Source organism: Candidatus Hydrogenedentota bacterium (assembly GCA_035416745.1).
Classification (GTDB): domain Bacteria; phylum Hydrogenedentota; class Hydrogenedentia; order Hydrogenedentales; family SLHB01; genus UBA2224.
Window position 1 is genome coordinate 179659 of sequence record DAOLNV010000002.1, and the last position, 17943, is coordinate 197601.

General features: G+C 60.4%; 16 protein-coding genes. 8 read left to right on the top strand and 8 right to left on the bottom strand.

What is annotated here, in order from left to right; all coding sequences use genetic code 11:
- From PLJ71_01775 to coaBC, 4 genes are all read left to right on the top strand, one after another.
- On the top strand, nt 1–315 hold a 315-nt coding region (locus tag PLJ71_01775; GenBank protein HQM47382.1), incomplete at its 5' end, for a DUF1732 domain-containing protein.
- Nucleotides 316–318: 3 nt separating this feature from the next.
- A complete protein-coding gene (gene gmk, locus PLJ71_01780) occupies nt 319–948 on the top strand; it encodes a guanylate kinase (GenBank protein ID HQM47383.1) in 630 nt (209 codons plus the stop codon).
- Between the two features lie 62 nt (nt 949–1010).
- On the top strand, nt 1011–1235 hold the full coding sequence (gene rpoZ, locus PLJ71_01785; protein HQM47384.1) for a DNA-directed RNA polymerase subunit omega: 225 nt from the start codon (nt 1011–1013) through the stop codon (nt 1233–1235).
- The gene (gene coaBC, locus PLJ71_01790) at nt 1213–2418 is read left to right on the top strand and encodes a bifunctional phosphopantothenoylcysteine decarboxylase/phosphopantothenate--cysteine ligase CoaBC (protein ID HQM47385.1); all 1206 of its coding nucleotides are present in this window, start codon (nt 1213–1215) and stop codon (nt 2416–2418) included. Before rpoZ ends, coaBC begins: the two co-directional genes overlap by 23 nt.
- On the opposite strand, the gene PLJ71_01795 is transcribed toward coaBC, so the two are convergent.
- Nucleotides 2415–3467, bottom strand: coding sequence for a Gfo/Idh/MocA family oxidoreductase (locus PLJ71_01795; protein HQM47386.1), 1053 nt, complete (start codon nt 3465–3467; stop codon nt 2415–2417). The genes coaBC and PLJ71_01795 overlap by 4 nt on opposite strands.
- A gap of 234 nt (nt 3468–3701) precedes the next feature.
- On the opposite strand from PLJ71_01795, the gene PLJ71_01800 reads away from it, so the two are divergent.
- The 3 genes from PLJ71_01800 (at nt 3702) to nadE (ending at nt 7759) form a co-directional block, all read left to right on the top strand.
- The gene (locus tag PLJ71_01800; GenBank protein HQM47387.1) at nt 3702–4289 is read left to right on the top strand and encodes a nicotinamidase; all 588 of its coding nucleotides are present in this window, start codon (nt 3702–3704) and stop codon (nt 4287–4289) included.
- The gene (locus tag PLJ71_01805) at nt 4289–5749 is read left to right on the top strand and encodes a nicotinate phosphoribosyltransferase (protein ID HQM47388.1); all 1461 of its coding nucleotides are present in this window, start codon (nt 4289–4291) and stop codon (nt 5747–5749) included. The genes PLJ71_01800 and PLJ71_01805 overlap by 1 nt, the downstream gene beginning before the upstream one ends.
- Before the next feature lie 84 nt (nt 5750–5833).
- Nucleotides 5834–7759 carry an NAD(+) synthase gene (gene nadE / locus PLJ71_01810; GenBank protein HQM47389.1) on the top strand — a complete coding sequence of 642 codons (1926 nt, stop codon included), beginning with the start codon at nt 5834–5836 and terminating at the stop codon, nt 7757–7759.
- On the opposite strand, the gene PLJ71_01815 is transcribed toward nadE, so the two are convergent.
- The 7 genes from PLJ71_01815 to PLJ71_01845 all read right to left on the bottom strand — a co-directional run bounded on the left by PLJ71_01815 (nt 7756) and on the right by PLJ71_01845 (nt 16853).
- The gene (locus PLJ71_01815; protein ID HQM47390.1) at nt 7756–8292 is read right to left on the bottom strand and encodes an NYN domain-containing protein; all 537 of its coding nucleotides are present in this window, start codon (nt 8290–8292) and stop codon (nt 7756–7758) included. The genes nadE and PLJ71_01815 overlap by 4 nt on opposite strands.
- A gap of 33 nt (nt 8293–8325) precedes the next feature.
- Nucleotides 8326–9447 carry an alanine racemase gene (gene alr / locus PLJ71_01820; GenBank protein HQM47391.1) on the bottom strand — a complete coding sequence of 374 codons (1122 nt, stop codon included), beginning with the start codon at nt 9445–9447 and terminating at the stop codon, nt 8326–8328.
- A 1-nt stretch (nt 9448) separates the two neighbouring features.
- Nucleotides 9449–10093 (bottom strand): CDP-diacylglycerol--glycerol-3-phosphate 3-phosphatidyltransferase, encoded by a 645-nt coding sequence (gene pgsA / locus PLJ71_01825; protein HQM47392.1) that lies wholly within the window; start codon nt 10091–10093, stop codon nt 9449–9451.
- 136 nt (nt 10094–10229) lie between these two features.
- Entirely contained in the window at nt 10230–10727 is a 498-nt protein-coding gene (locus PLJ71_01830) for a helix-turn-helix transcriptional regulator (GenBank protein HQM47393.1), read from the bottom strand.
- On the bottom strand, nt 10724–13204 hold the full coding sequence (locus PLJ71_01835) for a DNA translocase FtsK 4TM domain-containing protein (GenBank protein ID HQM47394.1): 2481 nt from the start codon (nt 13202–13204) through the stop codon (nt 10724–10726). Before PLJ71_01835 ends, PLJ71_01830 begins: the two co-directional genes overlap by 4 nt.
- A 272-nt stretch (nt 13205–13476) precedes the next feature.
- Nucleotides 13477–14406, bottom strand: a complete 930-nt coding sequence (locus tag PLJ71_01840; protein ID HQM47395.1) for a ThuA domain-containing protein — start codon at nt 14404–14406, stop codon at nt 13477–13479.
- 98 nt (nt 14407–14504) lie between these two features.
- A complete protein-coding gene (locus tag PLJ71_01845; GenBank protein ID HQM47396.1) occupies nt 14505–16853 on the bottom strand; it encodes a hypothetical protein in 2349 nt (782 codons plus the stop codon).
- 182 nt (nt 16854–17035) lie between these two features.
- On the opposite strand from PLJ71_01845, the gene PLJ71_01850 reads away from it, so the two are divergent.
- Nucleotides 17036–17935, top strand: a complete 900-nt coding sequence (locus PLJ71_01850) for a hypothetical protein (protein HQM47397.1) — start codon at nt 17036–17038, stop codon at nt 17933–17935.
- Nucleotides 17936–17943 lie beyond the last annotated feature (8 nt).

Here is a 17943-nt window from a genome sequence, read left to right on the forward strand (position 1 = left end):
CGCGCTCGAATACAGGAATTGGCATCGGATGTTTCAATCACGGAGGAGCGTATCGCCATCGAGGTGGCGCTTCTGGCCGATAAAGGCGACGTGACCGAAGAGACGGTGCGTCTCAAGACCCATTTGGCGCATATGGAGGAGCTGTTGGAGTCCGACGAGCCCGTCGGACGGCGTCTGGATTTTCTCTCGCAGGAAATCCAGCGCGAAGTGAATACGCTGGGCGTTAAGACACGGGACTGCGAGGTGGCGAAGTACGTCCTTGACATGAAGAGCGAGTTGGAGAAGATTCGCGAGCAGGTTCAAAACGTCGAATAGATGATGGGTGCGGCGAAGAAAGGCGATGTGTTTGTGCTGTCCTCGCCCTCGGGAGCGGGGAAGAGCATCATTCTCAGCCGGGCACGGCTCGCGGATCCGGCTATTCTGGTTTCGGTATCCGCCACAACGCGGTCTCCCCGTAAAGGGGAGACCGACGGCTGCGATTATTACTTCTTGTCGCATGCGGAGTTCATGAGGCGCGTGGATGGCGGCGAGTTCCTGGAATGGGCCGAGGTACATGGCAACCTTTACGGAACATTGCGCTCCGAAATGGACCGCCTGGCGGCATCGGGACAGGATGCGGTGCTCGAGGTCGACGTGCAGGGGGCGGCAAGTCTGCGCGCTCTCGGGTGTGCGATAGTGTCCGTGTTCATTATGCCGCCGTCGCTCGAAGAGTTGGAGCGGCGTCTCAGGCAACGCGGCACGGATACGGCGGAAGTCATCGCCCTGCGGGTAAAGAACGCCCGTGGGGAGATGGCGCGATACAAAGAATACGATTTCGTCATCGTCAACGATGACCTGGATACGGCCGTGGCCGATTTTCAGGCGATAATTCGGGCCCGGCGGTGTCGCGCAGAACGCTTCGAGTGCCGTCTGGAAGACGGCGGCGAGGCGTCCAGGGCGAAGGTGTAAGCAGAGAGGCTGCCCGCAGTGATGAACGGCGGCGGGCAGGCGAAGAGGAGGATGTGGCAGAGATGGCAAGAATGTACTCCCCGGAAGATTTTGCGGGAAAGACCGACAGTCTGTATCGATTGGTGCTTGCCGCGGCGCGCCGGGCGGCTCAACTCTCGAAACCCGATGCGCGCCCACTGGTGCCGGTGCGCTCAAAGAAACCCACGGTCGTGGCCCTCGAGGAAATCCTGGAAGGCAAAGTGGCGGTGGGCGAGGCCAGTACAGATGAAGAGGGCTACTTCGACTAAAGAGATCGTCCTGGGTGTTACGGGGTCGATCGCCGCGTACAAAGCCTGCGATATCGCGTCCCGGCTGGTCGAGAACGGGTATACGGTGACGCCGGTGTTGACGGCCTCCGCGCAGCGCCTGGTGGGTCCCGCGACGTTCGAGGCGTTGACGGGCCGCAGGGTCATCACGGGGATGTTCGAACCGTTCGCAAACCCGGAGATCGAGCACATCGCCGTGGCCCAGCGCGCCAACCTGTTTCTGATTGCTCCCGCAACAGCCAACATTATTGCCAAGGCCGCGCGCGGCATCGCCGACGATTGGCTCAGCACGACGCTGCTGGCTACGAGAGCGCCGATCGTTTTTGCGCCTGCCATGAACACCAATATGTACAATCATCCGGCCACACAGGAGAACATCAAGATACTAAAATCGCGGGGCTGCAGGTTTGTGGGGCCGGGGACGGGCAAGCTGGCGTGCGGCGCGGTTGGAATCGGCCGCATGCTCGAAGTGTCACGAATTCTCGAGGCGGTCGAGATCGCGTTGCACGAGACGAAGGACCTGGCGGGTTTGTTCGTCGTGCTCACCGCCGGAGGAACCCGGGAACCCATAGACCCGGTGCGTTTTATCGCGAATCGGTCTTCGGGCAAGATGGGCCGCGCGTTGGCAATGGAAGCCATGAAGCGCGGGGCCCGCGTTACCGTCATCGCCGGGCATATGGATGTGCCCCCTCCCGAGGGCGCCGAAGTGATCGTCGCGGAGACGGCAAGCAGCATGGCGGAAGTGGCCCTGAGCCTGGCGCAGGACGCCGACGTCTTCGTAGGGGCCGCGGCTGTTGGCGACTACCGCGTCGAGAGTCCCGCCACTACGAAACACAAACGCAGCGGCCTAGGGGTCCAGGTCGACCTGGTGGAGAATCCCGATGTCATCAGCCAGGTCAGCGCCGTAAAACGGGACGGTCAGGTTGTTGTAGGTTTCGCGGCAGAGACCGACGACCTGATCAAGAACGCGAAGACCAAGCTGAAGAAGAAGAAGCTCGACCTGATAGTGGCAAACAGGGTCGACATGGCAGATTCGGGTTTTGGCACGGATACGCTGCGTGGAAGCCTGATAGATGCCGATGGAAACGTCGAGGACCTTGACCTCGTCAGCAAGGAAGACGTTGCCAGGATTCTGTTCGACCGCGTTTCCGGCCTTCTGGATTAAGGGGTAAGGGCGATCCGCCGCCCCTCCTTGGCCGACTCATAGGCCGCCAGCACCAATTCGAGGGCGATACGGCCGTCCTTGCCCGTGGCGGCCGGCGGCGTACCGTTCAGCAGGTTGTCGACCCATGGGCGCGGCACCGCGGCGATCCGGTCTCCCTGGCTTGCCGGTTTTGGGATATCGAACGTCTGCCACGCGCGCGTATCGTAGCGGAACAGTTTCAGCGCATGCCCATCAGGACATCCAGGAACGCTGCACGAGGGCCCATCGCCGTAATTCTGGATGAGCATGCCCTTGTCTCCGTAGATTTCCGTGGTGCATTCGCCGGCGTCTACCGTCGAGCTGTTGAATATCGCGGCCATCGCGCCGTTTTCCAGCCGGAAAAGGGCAATGCCGTTGTCGTCGGGGGCGACGGAGGTCAGAACGTTGTCGATTTCAGCCATGACGCTGACGGGCTTGCCGAAGGTCCAGCACAGCCAGTCGATGGGATGGGCAGCGTCATCAGCGAACATGCCGATGTTGGTTTCGGCGCGAATATGCCAATTCGTAGGGCCGTTGATGAATGCTTCGCTGAATAACACGGGAATGCAGTGTCGGCGCCGGACCACGCCGATGCTTCCCAGCGCGCCGGTCCGCACCAGTTCACGCATTTTGATGTTGGCGGGGTCGTGGCGCATCTGCCATGCCATTGCGAGGATGATGTTGCTGGCGGCCGCGGCATCGTTCATACGGTCGCATTCGTCGAGCGTCATGGCCATGGGTTTCTGAAGGAGGATATGCTTGCCGGCCGCGGCGGCGGCGATGCAGAGTTCGGCGTGGCGGCTGGTTTCGCTTCCGATCATGACCGCCTGGACCCGCGCATCCGCCAGCACCCCGTCGACGGTGCTCTCGTATTGCATGCCCGTACGCGCGCAGATGGGCCGCGCGCGCTCGGCATTGTCGTCGTACGCCGAAATCAGCCGCACATCCGGAAAGTCTTTCATGACATCCGCGTACATGCCCACATGGCCGTGGGCAAAACTCAGCACGCCGATTCCGAGTGGGGGCTTCATGAATATCTCCTTTCATTCGAGGTGCATACTCCTAATTTAGAGCACGCGGCGAGCGCAAGTAAAGGAGAGAAGCCGCCGGGGGTGCAACAAGCGCAACGGACCGCGCGGCTTTGCCTGGCAAAACCTTGGGTCAGGGACGGCGAATTGATGGCGTGCTTTCTTTGTGCATTGAAGGTGTGCTTAAATCATAGGGTGCGGATGGTCTGGCGCAGTCGAAGAAATGAGGGCCGTTTTATGGAGGAAGTTATCCGAGTACAGGCGACGGATGCACTGATCGTGGTGGATATCCAGAAGGATTTCTGCCGTGGGGGGGCGCTGGCGGTAGAAGATGGGGATGCTGTCGTGCCGGTCTTGAACCGGTTGATACCGAAATTCGGGTGCGTGGTGTTCACGCGAGACTGGCATCCCGTTAATCATTGCAGCTTTGACGACGAACCGAGATTCGAGGACAAGAGCTGGCCGCCGCATTGCGTGGCCGACACTCCCGGCGCCGAGTTCCATAAAGATTTGAAACTGCCCAGTCACGCGATTGTCATCAACACGGCAACCGAGCCAGACGAAGAAGCATATAGCGGTTTCCACGGCACCGAGTTGAAGGAGCGCCTTAACGAGCGCGGGGTCGCACGGGTATTTGTGGGCGGCCTGGCAACGGACTACTGCGTTAAGTACACCGTTCTGGACGCCATACGGGAGGGATTCGAGGTGGTCCTGGTGGAAGATGCCTGCCGCGGCATCGATATCCCCCGGGGTACCGCGGCCGAGGCCCTTGCTGAAATGCGCCAGACCGGGGCCGTGCTAGTCCGCGCGGAGGACGTGAAGTAATGCCTGCGAAACCGTGGTGCCAACGCGAAGGGTTGGCGCTTCTGACCGACCTCTATGAGCTGACGATGGTCGCCGGCTTCTGGAAAGAGCGCCGTGCTGACCAGCGCGTATGCTTCGAGTACTTTTTCCGGCGCCTTCCTCCGAACGCGGGGTTCGCGGTCGCCGCGGGACTGGGCCCGTTTCTACAGTATTTGGAGAACCTCCGTTTCAGCGACGAAGATATCGCGTACCTGGATACGCTGGGCTTGTTCGACGAGGCGTTTCTCGGCTATCTGCGGGGGTTCAGCCCGAGTCTGACCGTCCGCGCGGCGCCGGAAGGCTCACTGGTTTTCCCCTACGAGCCGATTGTCCAGGTGGAAGGACGGATTCTCGAAGCGCAACTGGTGGAAACGGCGCTCTTGAACACGTTGAACTATCAGACGCTTATCGCGACCAAAGCCGCGCGGATCTGCCTGGCGGCCGAAGGCGAGCCCGTAATGGAATTTGGTTTGCGCCGTGCGCATGGTCCGGACGGCGGTCTCAGCGGTTCCCGCGCGGCTTACGTCGGAGGATGTGCCTCGACCTCGAACGTCCTCGCCGGGAAGATCTATGACATCCCCGTATCCGGTACGCATGCTCACAGTTGGGTGATGAGTTTTCCAAGCGAGTTGGAGGCGTTCCGGGCGTTCGCGCGGAACTATCCCGACCGGTGCGTGTTGCTGGTCGATACGTACGACACTCTGCGGAGCGGCGTGCCCAATGCGATCACGGCCTTCAAGGAACTGCACGCGAACGGGCACAAGACGCGCCCCGCAATCCGTCTGGACTCGGGCGATTTGGCCAAGTTGAGCAAACTCGCGCACGGCATGATGACGGAATCGGGATTCACCAACCCGCTTATCGTTGCATCCAACGATCTCGATGAAGATTTGATAGCGGACCTGAAACGGCAAGGCGCGAAGATCAACGCCTGGGGCGTCGGCACGCATCTGATCACGTCGGGGGACTGTCCGGCCTTGAGCGGGGTATACAAACTGGTGGCCGTCGCCGATGGCGAGACGTGGCGGCCGCGCATCAAGATATCCTCCAACATCGACAAGGCAACCGACCCCGGCCGGAAGCATCCGGTCCGTTTCTTTGACAGTCAAGGCCATCCCGTGGGAGACGTCTTGTATACCAACGGCGAACCGATCTCGAGAACGGGTGATATCGAAGGCCGCCGGCGGAGCGATCCGCACATTCGCGCTCGGATTCTGCATGCCGCACGCGGCGAAGACCTTTTTGAGACTTATGTTGAACGGGGCGAACGCAAAATTGCTCAACCCCCGTTGGCGGACATCCGGGAAAGGGCTCAACGGGGTATCGCGTCGCTTCCGGACGAGTTCAAGCGGTTGCGCAACCCCGAGATTTACCGAGTCATGCTGTCGGAATCGGTCGGAAGGGGTAAAGCCGAACTCCTGGAGAATCCGGATCTTGCCTGAGCGGTATGGGCGTTCCACGGCGGCCAAAGGGTTAGAATAAGAGGATACGGTCATCAGTGCAGAACCAAGGGGCGAAGTAGAGCTATGCGATTGGTCAAGATCGGAGTGGCCTCGGTCTCAGTGAAGGTGGGCGACTTCACGGGGAACGCCGCGCGATTACGCGAAGTGATTCAGGCGGCGCGCGCTCAGCGCGTGCATCTGCTTGTGACGCCGGAATTGGCTCTCTCGGGATACAGCCTGGAGGACCGGGTGTTTTGGCCTGACATCGCCCGCCGCAGTTGGCAAACACTCGAGGACCTTGCCGCGGACGCCAAAGGCATAGCATTCTTCGCTGGTCTTCCCGTGTGCATGGGAGCGATGATGTACAATGGTGCCGCGCTGGTGCACGATGGGGCGGTGCGCGGAGTTATCTTGAAGAAGTATCTGCCGACGTACAGCATCTTCTACGAAGGACGCAACTGGACCGCATGGCGCCAGGGCGTTACGGAAATACATGGTGTGCCGGCGGGCGATCTCGTGTTCAAACTCCCCTTTGGATGCGTAAGCGCCGAAATCTGCGAAGATCTGTGGTCAAGCAACCAGCCCGCGGGCGAGCGTGTGCGGGCGGGGGCGGAGATCATCTGCAACGGGAGTGCCTCGCCGTTCACGCCGCTCAAGAACGAACAGCGGAAACGGCTGGTGCTTGGCGCGGCGGGCAGTCTTGCGTGCGTCTACGCGTATGCCAATCTGCTCGGGTGCGATAGCAGCCGGTTGGTGTTTGACGGAGGAGGTCTGGTCGCTACGCCCGATGGGCTCGTTGCCGAAGGGCCGGTGCTTTCAAAAGACTACTGGACCCTCGCCGCGGGCGTGGTCAATTTGGACGATGTAGGGCGTGTCCGAGCTGAGAATTCGACCTGGCGGCACAACGCCGAAGAATCTCAGCACTCTTGTGGTCCGTTGTTCGTCGACATCTCTCAGGGCGCCTACACGCAGGCGGATGTCAGGGAGTATGCGGCGCAACTGCCTGGGAATCTGTTCCTGGCGAGCGGCTCTGAAATGAGCGTAGGCGCCGATGCTTTTCTGGATCAATTGTTTGATGCGCTCGTGCTCGGGCTGCGGGACTACTTCGAGAAGGTGGGCGCGTTCGACACGTTTCTGGTGGCGCTTTCGGGCGGCAGGGACAGTGCTCTCTGCCTGCTGCTTGCCGTGAATGCCGCGAAAGCGCTGCGGGCGGGCGGGGCCGCGGGAGAATATGCCCGCCGCGTGCGAGCGGCGTATCTCCCCAACAAAGAATTCAGCAGCGACGCCACGCAGTCGGCGGCGCGCGCTCTGGCCGAAGAGCTCGGCGTGCCGTTTACGGTATCGGACATCAGTGACGAAGCCCGGATTGCCTTCAAGAAGGCGGTTGAATTAGCGGGCGGTGCAGACAAGGTTACGCCGCTGGCAAGACAGAACCTCCAGGCCCGCATTCGCGGAAGCATGATGCTCAATTGGGCTAACAATGAGCGGGGCTTGTTGCTGGTAACCTCGAACTTGAGCGAGGCCGCCGTCGGATACACCACCACCGGGGGGGACAATCAGGGAGGGTACTCGCCCATAGCGAATGTCCCCAAAACCATTGTTTCCGCGCTCCTCGAACGAATTGCCGCGCGCGACAAGATAGCCGCTCTCGGGCAGGTGCTCGCAATACCGCCAAGTGCTGAGTTGGCCCCCAATCAAACCGACGAAGACGACCTTATGCCCTACGTGGTTCTGGATGATTTGCTGTTTCTGTTCGCGCGGCGGCGGATGAGCCTGCCCGATTGCTGGCGCATCCTCGTGTCCCGGCATCAGGACCACGATGCCGAGCAGCTCCGGACGTGGACCGCCCGCTTCGGAAAACTGTTCGTTCAAAGTCAATGGAAACGCGAGCAGTTGCCGGTCACGCTGAAAGTGTTGGACCTTGACCTGGACCCCAAAACGGGGTTCCGGTTCCCGGTGACCCAGAGCATCGAGGCCGAACTGGAAGAGTTGGCGGCCGCCAGACTCTAAACGTCCCGCTGTTCCAATTCGCGGCGCAGCGCGTCGAGGTTCTCGCGCGTGGCAGCGTCGAGATGGTCTTCCATGCGGGTGGCGCGTCCCGGTTTGTGTTGTGCCCTGTGAAGGCTGTCGCGGGCCTGTTGAAGGCTTTCCTCGATGGCGCGCAGGAAATGGTCGGGATGCATGGTGATAGCGCCGAGACCGGCGCACAGGTCGCGGATGCCGCGGTCGCTGGTTACCACGACTATCGAGGAACGGTCCCCGGCCTCGTAGACTTCACGCTCGATCAGCGCATCGGCGGTTTGTCGAGCGGGAGAGTAGATAACCTCGAGGCGGGGTCCCGAGAGAAAGGGCGAGACGAGGTCAGGGCGGCGTCCGCGTCCGTCAAAGATGATCTTGGCGGCCTTCCCGGCGTCGGTGCAGAATCGGGCCACGCGGTCGATGAGCGTTTCACGCGCGGCCTCAAAATCGCTTTTCGCCAATGCTTTCAGGCGGCGGCAGTGGTGAACGACGTTATACCCATCTATGTAGTAGAGGCTGGTCATCTCAGGCGCGGCGCATCCCTTTTGGCGATGCCGTCAGTTCACATAGACGCGATGGACTCTCGGCCCGATGCAGGACAGGATGTCCTGTCCAACGGTTCTGGCGCGTGCTGCAAGTTCGGCGACGGTGACAGTTTCGGCGCCGTCCGAACCGATAAGCACTGCCGTATCCCCGACGGTGACGCCGGGCACCTCGGTTACATCAACGACGATTTGGTCCATGGAAACGCGCCCGCGCACGGGGCAGCGGCGTCCGCGTATGAGCACATCGCCGTTGTTTCCGAACTGAGCCTTGTAGCCGTCGGCGTATCCTACGGGAATGAGCGCCGTGCGCGTGGGGCGCTGGGTCGTGAAAGTCCGCCCGTACCCGATACTCCATCCCGAGGGGAGTTCTTTAATGAGTACTATCTTGGATTCCCACCGGCCGACGGGGCGCAGCGGCATTCGTTCCGGGGGCGTATCGGTAGGCCAAACGCCATAGGTCATGAGCCCAGGACGCACCATGCCGAAGGAACTGGTGGGATGGCCGACGATAGCGCCGCTATTGGCGGCGTGCGCCACTTCGTAGGGAATGCCCTCTTTCTCGATTTGCTTGAGGATTTGTTTGAAAATACGGATCTGGTTTGCTGTCGCGGGGTCGTCGATGTCCTCCGAGCTTGAAAAATGAGTTGCCACCCCTTCGATGTCGACATGAGACACACGGGTGATGTGCCTCATGGCTGAAATGACGTTGTCCGGATCCAGGCCTTCGCGCCCCATGCCGGTATCGACCTTGCAATGGACCGGAATGACCCGGTTGCGTTTTCGCGCCAGCTCGCCCAGCCGTTCCGCGGCATCGACGTCCGACAGAACCAGGCGCAGGTTGTGCTCGATCGCTTCCAGGAACGCCTCCTGGGGCGGTTGTACGAGAACCGTGATCGGCGCGGTGATGCTGGCCGAACGCAATATAATGGCTTCTTCGACGGTTGCGACGCCGAGCATGGCAACGCCCGCCTGTACAGCCCGCTGAGCGATGGCCACGGAGCCGTGCCCGTAGCCATTACCCTTCACGACAGCCATGATGGCGCATTCTTTGGGAATCATGTCGCGCACGACGCGCAGGTTCTGTGCGTACGCGGCAAGATCGACAACAAACGTTGATTGTGCGGTGCTATCCATCTCAACTCCCTAATCCCAGGACGCGCCAGTTCAATTGCGCGTACCGGACACCCGAATACACCGTGTAAATGGCCACACCGATAATGGCCCAGAAGGATGCTTCAAGCAATACCCACGCATATTCCGTGGTTAATGCGGGTAGCCACAACGCGACCAGATTCTGGATGATGAGAAGCCCAAGAAACACATGTACGTAAACCATCTGAAGCACGGCCTTGGTTTTCCCGTACTTGTTTGCGGCGATTATGACGCCCTCGCTGGCAGCCAGCGACCGCACCCCTGTCACCAGGAACTCCCTCGCAATGATGACAACGACGGTCCAGCGTGGAACAGCGAGCTCGGGCATCCCGACCATCATGACAAACACGGTGCAGATGAGAATCTTGTCGGCAAGCGGATCCATGAGCTTTCCAAAATTCGTGATGAGATTGCGGGCGCGCGCGATTCTCCCATCGTAGTAGTCGGTGATGGTGGCGGCAATAAAGATGACGTAGCCGGCCGCGTAACACTCAAGGCGGTCTATGGACAAGAGGACCAGCAGCACCGGGGTCATGACAAGACGCAGCAGGGTAAGCTGGTTGGGCAAGTTGAGCAATGGACCGCCGGGTTTGGTTGCCGCCCTCCCGTTGGGTGTGTGTTCTGTCATGGGTGCGTTCATTGGATCAAGACGGACCGTTCCAACGTTTCGGTGTTCTGGCAAATACAATGCTCTCATTCTAACAAATCACACGCGGCGAAACACGCGCGCTGTTGGATGCTCAGGCACGGGGTGGAAGCAGGTTTTAGAGACCGGAGTCCCGGCCCGCTTCGGGTTCGAAGGGGTTGCCTTGAGGGAGAGGCCGCTCGTTCACATCGGGGGTGCCCGCCTCTACGCGCTCCTTGGAAGCGCCGGCGTCGGGCCGCACCACGATCTGGTACGTAAACCATCCCACGGCGAGAATTGCGCAAATGGCGGCCCATGTGAGCAATTCGGTTCGCCAATTCTGCGCTGCCATGGGCTCCTTGGCCGTGTTCCGCAAAATGCGTATCGGGGCGGGTTCGACGGATTCATGATAGAGGTTGATGAACCGCTCCGCATTCAAGTCCAGGAACGCGCAGTAGGACTTCAAGAACCCCTTGACGAAACAGGGCTCCGGCAGTTCCTCGAAATTGCTTTGTTCGAGCGCTTCGATGTAGCGAATAGGAATATGAACGCGCTTGTAGGTCTCGGTCAGAGTCAAGCCCCGCGCCTCGCGCCGCTCACGCAATTCATCGCCGGGAAAGGTGACCTTGCTGCTCATGCGACCTCATTCTTGGGCGGCGCGTTGACGAGAATTTCCCGCGCCTTACTGCCGATGTGTGGACCCACGATTCCCCTCAATTCCATCATGTCGATCAGACGTGCTGCCCGAGTATAGCCCACGCGCAGCCTTCTTTGCACCATCGAAATCGAAGCCTGCCCGGTTTCGAGAACGATCCGGACGGCGTCGTCAAACAGCTCATCGTCCTGGTCAGCCAGGTCGTCGAGGTTATCGTCGGCTTTCCCGAACCGCTCGATTTCCTCACGGTACTGAGGGGGAGCCTGGGTTCTCAGATACGCCACCAGGCGGTTCATTTCGTCATCGCTGACGAACGCGCTTTGGATGCGGGTGGGTTTGGACCTGCCCGGAGGGAGGTACAGCATATCGCCCTTGCCGATAAGCCGCTCGGCCCCGATCTCGTCCAGAATGCAGCGCGAGTCAACCCGCGACGACACCTGGAAGGAGATCCTGGCCGGGAAATTGGCTTTAATCACCCCGGTAAGGACGTCTACCGACGGCCGTTGCGTGGCTATAATGAGATGGATGCCGACGGCCCGCGCAAGCTGGGCCAATCGGGCAATGGCGTCCTCGACCTCTGCCCGGGCCAGCATCATCAGGTCGGCCAACTCGTCGATAACGCACACGATATAGGGCAGTTTGCGGATGATGTTCATCGACTCACCCGACTCCCCTTCGGTCTGAGGCATCTCGATTTCGCCGTTTTCGACGCTGGCGTTGTATACCTCGATGTTTCGTGTGCGGAGGTGAGCGAACAGGCGATAACGCTCTTCCATCTCGTTGATCAGCCAGTTGAGCCCCGATGCGGCCTTCTTGGCCTCGGTGATTACCGGAGTGATCAGATGGGGAATATCGTTAAAGATGGACAACTCGACCATCTTGGGGTCGATCAGCATCAACTGCAGGTCATCCGGGGTCTTCTCCACGAGGAGGCTGGCCAGGAGCGTTTTTACGCACACGGTCTTGCCGGCGCCCGTGGCTCCGGCAACCAGCAGATGGGGCATGGCCGCCAGATCCACCACATGGACCTCGCCGCCGATCCCTTTGCCCAACGCGAGGGGCAAAACGTAGTCGGAACGCGAAAACGCCCGAGATTCCAGCAACTCGCGAACCACCACCGTTTCGCGGTCCTTGTTAGGCACCTCGATGCCGACCCTGCCCTTTCCGGGGATGGGGGCTTCCACGCGTACGCGATAAGCCTTGAGCGCCAGGGCGATGTCGTCGGCAAGGGCATGAAAACGGCTTACTTTGATGCCCGGCGCGGGTTCGAGCTCGAATCGGGTAATCGTAGGCCCCCGCGTAACCTCGACGACCTGCGCCTCGATGCCGAAGGTCTTCAACGTATCTTCCAGGAGGGCACTGGTCGCATACAGGTGATCCTCCAGGTCCGGCTCGACTGGCGGCGGAGGCGTATCGAACATGCTGAGCGCGGGTTTGGCGTACCGCTTAGGATAGACATAATCGGGCGGAAGCTCGTCTTGCGGAGGCTTCTTGCGCCGCGGCAGAAGAGGCCTGCGCCGCATGGGAACGCTCTCTTCCGGCTCGCCGGATTCGGGGTCCGCCTCTTCTTCTTCGTGCAGGCCTGTGAGCTCTGCCGGTTCCTCGGAAGAAGCGCTCGAATCCGGTCCGGCGCCAAGCACGGGGACTTCCTCAAACGGAAGCTCCGGAGTCTCTGGAGGAGGCGGGTCTTCCGCGTTGGCCTGCCGCAATCCCGAACGTATCCGGATGCGGCGCTCGACGGGTTCGGGCGCGATTTCGGGTTCCCCGGCTTCCGCTTCCGGCTCCTCGCGTGACCCGACCACGCCCCATGCCTTGTCTTTGCGCCGAAGGACTTCGGCGGGGTTCTTCCGGCCAGCGGAGCCGCTGCGTGAGCTGTGACCAAGCAGCTCTATCCCGCGGGCTACCATGCCCGTCATCATCATGAAGGTCATGCGCAGAGCGTTAAGGGCTTTCACGAATAAAAAATCCGTGGAAAGCAGCAACCCTATACTCGAAAAGGTGAGCGCCACAACCGTGGCCCCGATCATGCCGAAATGAGTACGCGTGAGGTCACCGAAAAAGGCGCCAATCGTGCCGCCTCCGCCAACGCCTTCGCCAGCAGCCGTCAGCTGAATATGCAACAGCGCGGCAATTGAACACGAAAGCAAGAACAAACCGCCCACGCGCGACATCAACCGGTCAAGCGGCGTGTGACGCAGCAACATGATGCCCCACACACAGGTGATACAGTAGATAACGTGCGCGCCGTAACCAAGCAGAAGCGTCAGGAACCACGCAACCCAGGCCCCAGGCCAACCGAGAGGATGACCCGTGTCGCCGATGCCATCCATGGGACGCCGAATATTGCCTTCGTAGCCATCACTGACCAGCGCAAGAAAAAGAAAAATCGTGAAAGCAATAAACAGGACCCCAACAACTTCCCTCATGCGTTCGACAGAGATTTTCCGCGGCGAACCCATAACGTCTCCCCAAAATAATCACTTGACAAAGTGAGTCTAACAAATGAGGGCCGTTTTGGCAACTAAATATAGTATCCTGCCGGGGCCTGACCACAACCAATTGTGACTTTATTGTTTAGAGTGGTTTTCTTCTTGTTCCCACTACTGCATATTATGCCACGTGGGCCTCAAAAAGGGAAATTGCGTCGATGTTTTATTGATTCCGGCGCGGTAATTTTGGTGGGCAGGGGCCCCTAACGCGAGACTTGCAGCCAGGCGGACCGTATTCGTGTTTAGCGTTTTGCGCTCGGGGTCATATCGGCCTCGAGGTCGCCGGTAGCGAACTGCACGCCGTCCAGCAGGAATCGCAAGATCGCGGGATTCCAGAACAGGTCATGTTCGTGGCCGAGCCCGCAGTAGAAGACGCGTCCCTCGCCGTACGGCTTGATCCAGGCGAGCGCATAATCGCCGTCGGTGCGATGAAGCTCCGCCACATTGGGTTCGCCGGACTTCTTGAGGTCGAGCGAGAGCAACACGCGGTGGGTGTTGCGCGAATAGGGGCCTGTCACTTGGTAGATTTCATCACGAACGCTGAACTCGGGCCCATCGAACGCGCAAAGCAGGGGGTGGCCGGGCTCTTCGACGCGAATCGTGACCTCTTTATTCCAAGGATGGTTGTCGAAACGCCCGCCGACGATGTCGCCCCATTCCTCCCATTCGGCGAAGATGGCGAGCGCCGCATGAAGCGCCACAACCCCTTTGCCGTTTCGGACGAAACTCGCGAGGCTTTCCTTGAGCACCGCATCGCGTTTGCGTGCGGCGTCTTTGTCGGCGTCCGAAAGCGTTTCAAAACCGGGCGGAAGGAACAGCTCGCTGTTGGCGTTGTTGAAGAATACAGCGTCGAATCGCTTGAGGCTTTCGGGTTCGAAGACGGCGATATCATCCGAGAACTCAACGCTGAACGCCCCGGTTTTCTCGGCGATGCTCCGCAGGGCCGCCTTGCCATAGGGGATGGCGCTATGCACATATCCCGTCGGCACGAGGGAGAACACCAGCACTTTGCGCGGACTCTTCGGCGCAACCGTGGGCTTTTCCGGAGCGGCTTCGCGGATCTTGGCCAGTTCATCGTCCGTAGGCTCCGCCAGGGTCGCCGCTTCGGCTGCGCGAAGGTGAAACGTCCCGCCCGCCACAACGCACAACGCTATACAGGCCGCAGCTCTCATATCGCATCCTTTCTGACCGCGCACTCACGCGGCGGTCGAGGCCTCATGCGGAGCGAAGCGCTGACACGCTTCCATCCCGCATCAGCGTTTCAATGAGCCTATTCGGTTTCCACAATATACCCATGGTAGAGGCCCATATAGTAGGGCAGGAGAAACACGGCGCCGTCTGAGAGGCTCGTGCCGTTGCCTCCATTGTCCAGTCCCCACGGATCGTAGTTCCAGTGGTCGAAATGCGTCTCGTCGACGGGAATGACTTTGCCATTTACGCGATAGCCATTCCGCTCGACGTGCCCTCCTCGCAGGTACGGCAGCAGGGGCTGAATATCGATGCGGTGGCTGTTGATGTGGCGCCAATCGAACCGGTCGAGCGGGAAACGCATGAGGGTTTCGACCGAATCGGCCAGCCAATCGCCCCGCGGGTCAAGGTCGAGTTCGCCAAATGCGTCGGCAAACTTCTGTCCTGTTGCTTGAGACGCGTAAATGAAGTTGAAGAATGGGTTCATCTCCGGCACTTCGAGAGCCCAGTATCGCGCGAAACCGAGAAGATAGAAGTTGCGGAGGCGCGGGTCTTTCTCGTATTTGAGCAGATTGTAGTAGCTCATGAACGCCATTTCGTCGTCGGACTGGTTGCCGTCTCCCCATCCTTGGCTCATTTTGGGATTGGTGGTATTGGCGGCGTATGCGTGTTCGTTTACCAGGTGTTCAATGGCTTCGCGGTACCTGGGCTGGCCGCTGATGTGTTCTGCCGTCACCAGGTACGAGAGAATGCTGAGGGAATTCAGGCCGCGTTCTTCCCACCAGTCGATATCGTGGTTGATGTGTTCGGGACCGTACACCGCCCAGCGCGTCGGCGTTCCGTCCCAATCCACGAGATTGAACCCATGCTCGACCAGATGGTCCGTGATTCCCACGACCACGTCGCGCACGCGCAGTTTTTCCTCTTCGGAATCGGCCACGAGGTCGTAGTAAAGGCCGTAGAAGAAATAGTGGCCGTCGAGTTCATCGGAACTGGTATCGACCTTGTAATACCATTTTCCGTCGGCGCTGGTGGGCCAGCGCGGGTGGATGACCTTCCATTTCTTATCATTCCGCTGGTTTCGCTGGTCGCCTTCAGCCGTGTACTTCGTCTCGTTCGGGTTCCACCCGCCGTCGACGGGAACGACCGTGCGCGCCACGAAACCCGGCAGACTGGGTTGCGGCCCGCCCTGCGTAACCGCGCCCAGGAAGCGCAAGGCTTCGAATGCGTCCTTTGCGCGTTGCTTGGCTTCGGGATCGCCCGTCGCAGCATAGGCGAAGCACTCGCCGGCGCCATACATACTGGTCCACAAACCATCGTTATCGCTGTCGCGTTGTTGAATACCAACCTTCTTGCCCTGTTCGGATGTGGTCACCTCAAGCACATAGCCGTACTCGGTCCGTCGGTGGTACTTGTCGATCTCGTCCTCGTAGAAGCGCGCCTTTTCGGCCAGAGTCATGGGTTTGTACCAGATGCAGCCGACGCCTCCCGCGGTAGCTATCCAGGCGCGGCGTTCGCTGTCCACCGCAATGGCACGGATGTCGTCGTCGGGTACCCAGCGCGGCCCCTGCCGGTACGCCCAGTGCTTGCCGTCGTAGCGAACGGCCCCGATGTGCGTGCCGAAGTACACCGCGCCGTCCGTGCCGGCCGCCATGGACGTGAAATCGTTGTAAGGCAGGCCCTCGCGGCCGGTGTACAGGGTCCACCCACCGCTGAGGCAACCAGTGCCCTGGGGACTGGCGAACCAGAGCCGCCCCAGAGAATCGAACAAGACGCTCCGCACATCGGCAGGCGCCCAGCGGCGTGTGCTGTCTTCGGGGAACAGGGGCTGCCAGGCCGCGCCGCCGGTGCTGTAGAACAGGCCGCTGTCGGCCGCGGCCGCGAGTTCGCCATTGGGACCCCGGGCAAAGTCACGCACGGCGCGGTTGCCGGTCAGGAGGCTATTGAGCCCCTCGACGGGCTCGAGGCGGTTGATGGCCAACACGTACAGGCCGTCTTTTGTGCCGACATACAACCCGTTTGCAAACACGAGGCAGTGTACGTCTTCCGGACCGCTTGCCGTTGGGGGCAGGGCGGCAACGGGCGCGTCGACGGCAAAGAAGTACAGCTCCCCGCGAAAGACGAGTGCGAGATTCTGGCCGTCAGCAGCCAGAAGCGGGACGGAATCGCCCGAGAACCGCTCGACAGGGGTCCATGTGCCGTCTTTGAAATAGGCCAAGCCTTTGGCAGTTCCCGCCCACACGGTACCGTCTTCCGTCACCGCGATGTCGTTCGTATCCGCGCTCGGAAGGCCGGCCTTTTCGCCGTAAACGGTGCTCATCTCCTGATCGAAAACGCCCACCCGCAGTTGAGCGTCGCCCGCGTATGCCTGGCATGTCAGCAGGGCGCATGCTGCGCCCGCGATGATCAAGATTCCTGGATTCCAGTTCATCGTGCTATCCTCCTTTGAGTGAAAGGAAACAGGCGTGCAACGGGGCTCCCCTGACTATGAGCACTCCGTGTTTCGCGACTCTCGTGATGAGCAGCTTCCGCACCTGACAAACTATCGCATGTTTTCCGGGCGCGGTTCAATGAAGGATGAGACCGGTGATCCGGCAACTCGCGGAGCGGACGATGAACACAGAAATAGACGACAGGGAATGGTACGCGCGGGAATTCGGGCAATTTGTGCCGCCCGACGTTCTTGATTTCGGGGTCCGGGTGGCGCCATCCCCCGAATCAATGACGGCGGAACCGGTCCGGGCGGCCCTTTCTCATGCGCTGTTTGACCGGCCCCTCCGCATGCACTATGCGCCCGCAGACGCGCGCCCGGATACAAACGATTATGTCGGGATGCTCAGCGCCGAGGCGGAGCTGCCGGGCCTGTGGGGATTCGAGCCAGGCCAGTCCGGCCCGGAAACACTGCAGACAGCTCTCATCCAGAAGCGCTTTGCCGGCATCCTGGCCTGTTCCCCGGATGATCTGCCGGCAGCACTGCCCGATTGGGCGATGGAAATCATCGACCGGCTGGGGCGGCTGGTCGTGTTGGACGTGAGCTTGAGCGACGAGAACGCTGCGTGGCACGTCGCGCAACTGTGCATGCAGTATCCGCGAGCAAAGTTCGTTGTCGAGGCCGCGGGAAGCTATCAGACCCTCACCGAGGCCGCCCAGGGCCTGTACCAGTTCAAGGACGTGTTGAACCTATTCTTCACCACGGCCGGCGTCACGGAATGGCAGATTCTAGAAAGTCTTTTCGCCGCCATCGAACCCCACAGGATCCTGTTCGCGACCGGAGGGCGCCGCGCCCTCGAGCGGGGCAAGACGGTCGTCATCAATGACTACCTGGTCGAAACCGCGCCAGAGCACACAAAAGACTTCGACGGCGACACGCCCCCGTTCACGCTTCGCCTTTACGAAGAGGTCTGGGCAATTCGGTCCGCCATGGAACGCCTGGGAATCAATCGCGACCACATCCTCGACTTCTTCTGCGACAACGCCGAGCAACTTCTCAACGTAGCAACACGCAAACCATAGGGGATTGC

Bases quoted from the DNA above. Each gene is read 5' to 3' on its own strand.
- gmk (HQM47383.1), top strand. From the start codon at position 319: ATGGGTGCGGCGAAGAAAGGCGATGTGTTTGTGCTGTCCTCGCCCTCG.
- rpoZ (HQM47384.1), top strand. From the start codon at position 1,011: ATGGCAAGAATGTACTCCCCGGAAGATTTTGCGGGAAAGACCGACAGT.
- coaBC (HQM47385.1), top strand. From the start codon at position 1,213: ATGAAGAGGGCTACTTCGACTAAAGAGATCGTCCTGGGTGTTACGGGG.
- PLJ71_01795 (HQM47386.1), bottom strand. From the start codon at position 3,467: ATGAAGCCCCCACTCGGAATCGGCGTGCTGAGTTTTGCCCACGGCCAT.
- PLJ71_01800 (HQM47387.1), top strand. From the start codon at position 3,702: ATGGAGGAAGTTATCCGAGTACAGGCGACGGATGCACTGATCGTGGTG.
- PLJ71_01805 (HQM47388.1), top strand. From the start codon at position 4,289: ATGCCTGCGAAACCGTGGTGCCAACGCGAAGGGTTGGCGCTTCTGACC.
- nadE (HQM47389.1), top strand. From the start codon at position 5,834: ATGCGATTGGTCAAGATCGGAGTGGCCTCGGTCTCAGTGAAGGTGGGC.
- PLJ71_01815 (HQM47390.1), bottom strand. From the start codon at position 8,292: ATGACCAGCCTCTACTACATAGATGGGTATAACGTCGTTCACCACTGC.
- alr (HQM47391.1), bottom strand. From the start codon at position 9,447: ATGGATAGCACCGCACAATCAACGTTTGTTGTCGATCTTGCCGCGTAC.
- pgsA (HQM47392.1), bottom strand. From the start codon at position 10,093: ATGACAGAACACACACCCAACGGGAGGGCGGCAACCAAACCCGGCGGT.
- PLJ71_01830 (HQM47393.1), bottom strand. From the start codon at position 10,727: ATGAGCAGCAAGGTCACCTTTCCCGGCGATGAATTGCGTGAGCGGCGC.
- PLJ71_01835 (HQM47394.1), bottom strand. From the start codon at position 13,204: ATGGGTTCGCCGCGGAAAATCTCTGTCGAACGCATGAGGGAAGTTGTT.
- PLJ71_01840 (HQM47395.1), bottom strand. From the start codon at position 14,406: ATGAGAGCTGCGGCCTGTATAGCGTTGTGCGTTGTGGCGGGCGGGACG.
- PLJ71_01845 (HQM47396.1), bottom strand. From the start codon at position 16,853: ATGAACTGGAATCCAGGAATCTTGATCATCGCGGGCGCAGCATGCGCC.
- PLJ71_01850 (HQM47397.1), top strand. From the start codon at position 17,036: ATGAACACAGAAATAGACGACAGGGAATGGTACGCGCGGGAATTCGGG.